A 3,267-nucleotide genomic window follows, 5' to 3' on the forward strand; every position below is an offset into this window, starting at 1 on the left:
CCTGGCACGTTGTTGGGTGTCTGAGGGTACGGCCGTAAGGTTTGTATCTTCGCGATGCCGGCCCCAGTGAACTTGTCGTACGCGGCAGGGTGATGGGTGGCTGGTCGTTGCTTGAGAACTACACAGTGGACGCGAGCATCTGTGGCCAAGTTTTTAAGGGCGCACGGTGGATGCCTTGGCACCAGGAACCGATGAAGGACGTGGGAGGCCACGATAGTCCCCGGGGAGCCGTCAACCAGGCTTTGATCCGGGGGTTTCCGAATGGGGAAACCCGGCAGTCGTCATGGGCTGTCACCCATGCCTGAACACATAGGGCATGTGGAGGGAACGAGGGGAAGTGAAACATCTCAGTACCCTCAGGAAGAGAAAACAACCGTGATTCCGGGAGTAGTGGCGAGCGAAACCGGATGAGGCCAAACCGTATGCGTGTGATACCCGGCAGGGGTTGCGCATGCGGGGTTGTGGGATCTCTCTTTCACAGTCTGCCGGCTGTGAGACGAGTCAGAAACCGTTGATGTAGGCGAAGGACATGCGAAAGGTCCGGCGTAGAGGGTAAGACCCCCGTAGCTGAAACATCAACGGCTCGTTTGAGAGACACCCAAGTAGCACGGGGCCCGAGAAATCCCGTGTGAATCTGGCGGGACCACCCGCTAAGCCTAAATATTCCCTGGTGACCGATAGCGGATAGTACCGTGAGGGAATGGTGAAAAGTACCGCGGGAGCGGAGTGAAATAGTACCTGAAACCGTGTGCCTACAAGCCGTGGGAGCGTCGCTCATTGGGTTTACCCAATGGGTCGTGACTGCGTGCCTTTTGAAGAATGAGCCTGCGAGTTTGCGGTGTGTTGCGAGGTTAACCCGTGTGGGGAAGCCGTAGCGAAAGCGAGTCCGAATAGGGCGATTCAGTAGCACGCTCAAGACCCGAAGCGGAGTGATCTAGCCATGGGCAGGTTGAAGCGGAGGTAAGACTTCGTGGAGGACCGAACCCACCAGGGTTGAAAACCTGGGGGATGACCTGTGGTTAGGGGTGAAAGGCCAATCAAACTCCGTGATAGCTGGTTCTCCCCGAAATGCATTTAGGTGCAGCGTCGTGTGTTTCTTGCCGGAGGTAGAGCACTGGATAGGCGATGGGCCCTACCGGGTTACTGACCTTAGCCAAACTCCGAATGCCGGTAAGTGAGAGCACGGCAGTGAGACTGTGGGGGATAAGCTCCATGGTCGAGAGGGAAACAGCCCAGAGCATCGACTAAGGCCCCTAAGCGTACGCTAAGTGGGAAAGGATGTGGAGTCGCAGAGACAACCAGGAGGTTGGCTTAGAAGCAGCCACCCTTGAAAGAGTGCGTAATAGCTCACTGGTCAAGTGATTCCGCGCCGACAATGTAGCGGGGCTCAAGCGTACCGCCGAAGTCGTGTCATTGCAGCAATAGGGCCAACGCCCGCTGTGATGGGTAGGGGAGCGTCGTGTGCCGGGTGAAGCAGCCGCGGAAGCGAGTTGTGGACGGTTCACGAGTGAGAATGCAGGCATGAGTAGCGATACACACGTGAGAAACGTGTGCGCCGATTGACTAAGGGTTCCTGGGTCAAGCTGATCTGCCCAGGGTAAGTCGGGACCTAAGGCGAGGCCGACAGGCGTAGTCGATGGACAACCGGTTGATATTCCGGTACCCGCTTTGAAACGCCCAATATCGAGCCCATTAATGCTAAGCCCGTGAAGCCGTTCCGGACCCTTCGGGGAAAGGAAAGTGGTGGAGCCGGCGAACCAAGGTGGTAGTAGGTAAGCGATGGGGTGACGCAGGAAGGTAGTCCAGCCCGGGCGGTGGTTGTCCCGGGGTAAGGGTGTAGGCCGTGTGATAGGCAAATCCGTCACACATCAAGGCTGAGACCTGATGCCGAGCCGATTGTGGTGAAGTGGATGATCCTATGCTGTCGAGAAAAGCCTCTAGCGAGTTTCATGGCGGCCCGTACCCTAAACCGACTCAGGTGGTCAGGTAGAGAATACCGAGGCGTTCGGGTGAACTATGGTTAAGGAACTCGGCAAAATGCCCCCGTAACTTCGGGAGAAGGGGGGCCATCACTGGTGATCGGATTTACTCCGTGAGCTGGGGGTGGCCGCAGAGACCAGCGAGAAGCGACTGTTTACTAAAAACACAGGTCCGTGCGAAGCCGTAAGGCGATGTATACGGACTGACGCCTGCCCGGTGCTGGAACGTTAAGGGGACCGGTTAGTGACCTTTCGGGGTTGCGAAGCTGAGAACTTAAGCGCCAGTAAACGGCGGTGGTAACTATAACCATCCTAAGGTAGCGAAATTCCTTGTCGGGTAAGTTCCGACCTGCACGAATGGCGTAACGACTTCTCGACTGTCTCAACCATAGGCCCGGTGAAATTGCACTACGAGTAAAGATGCTCGTTTCGCGCAGCAGGACGGAAAGACCCCGGGACCTTTACTACAGTTTGATATTGGTGTTCGGTTCGGCTTGTGTAGGATAGGTGGGAGACTTTGAAGCCGTGACGCCAGTCATGGTGGAGTCGCCGTTGAAATACCACTCTGGTCGTGCTGGATGTCTAACCTCGGTCCGTGATCCGGATCAGGGACAGTGTCTGATGGGTAGTTTAACTGGGGCGGTTGCCTCCCAAAGGGTAACGGAGGCGCCCAAAGGTTCCCTCAGCCTGGTTGGCAATCAGGTGTTGAGTGTAAGTGCACAAGGGAGCTTGACTGTGAGACCGACGGGTCGAGCAGGGACGAAAGTCGGGACTAGTGATCCGGCGGTGGCTTGTGGAAGCGCCGTCGCTCAACGGATAAAAGGTACCCCGGGGATAACAGGCTGATCTTCCCCAAGAGTCCATATCGACGGGATGGTTTGGCACCTCGATGTCGGCTCGTCGCATCCTGGGGCTGGAGTCGGTCCCAAGGGTTGGGCTGTTCGCCCATTAAAGCGGTACGCGAGCTGGGTTTAGAACGTCGTGAGACAGTTCGGTCCCTATCCGCTGCGCGCGTAGGAATATTGAGAAGGGCTGTCCCTAGTACGAGAGGACCGGGACGGACGAACCTCTGGTGTGCCAGTTGTCCTGCCAAGGGCATGGCTGGTTGGCTACGTTCGGGAGGGATAACCGCTGAAAGCATCTAAGCGGGAAGCCTGCTTCGAGATGAGTATTCCCACCTCCTTGAGAGGGTAAGGCTCCCAGTAGACGACTGGGTTGATAGGCCGGATGTGGAAGCCCAGTAATGGGTGGAGCTGACCGGTACTAATAGGCCGAGGGCTTGTCCTCA

Annotated in this window: 1 rRNA gene; it reads left to right on the top strand. The window is 56.9% G+C overall.

Going from position 1 to position 3,267, the window contains the following annotated elements:
- The first annotated feature begins 143 nt into the window (after positions 1-143).
- A 23S ribosomal RNA gene (locus tag ACZ3OF_RS35860) occupies positions 144-3,266 on the top strand.
- Position 3,267: the final 1 nt, after the last annotated feature.

It is taken from the genome of Streptomyces sp. NPDC022552 (assembly GCF_055561875.1).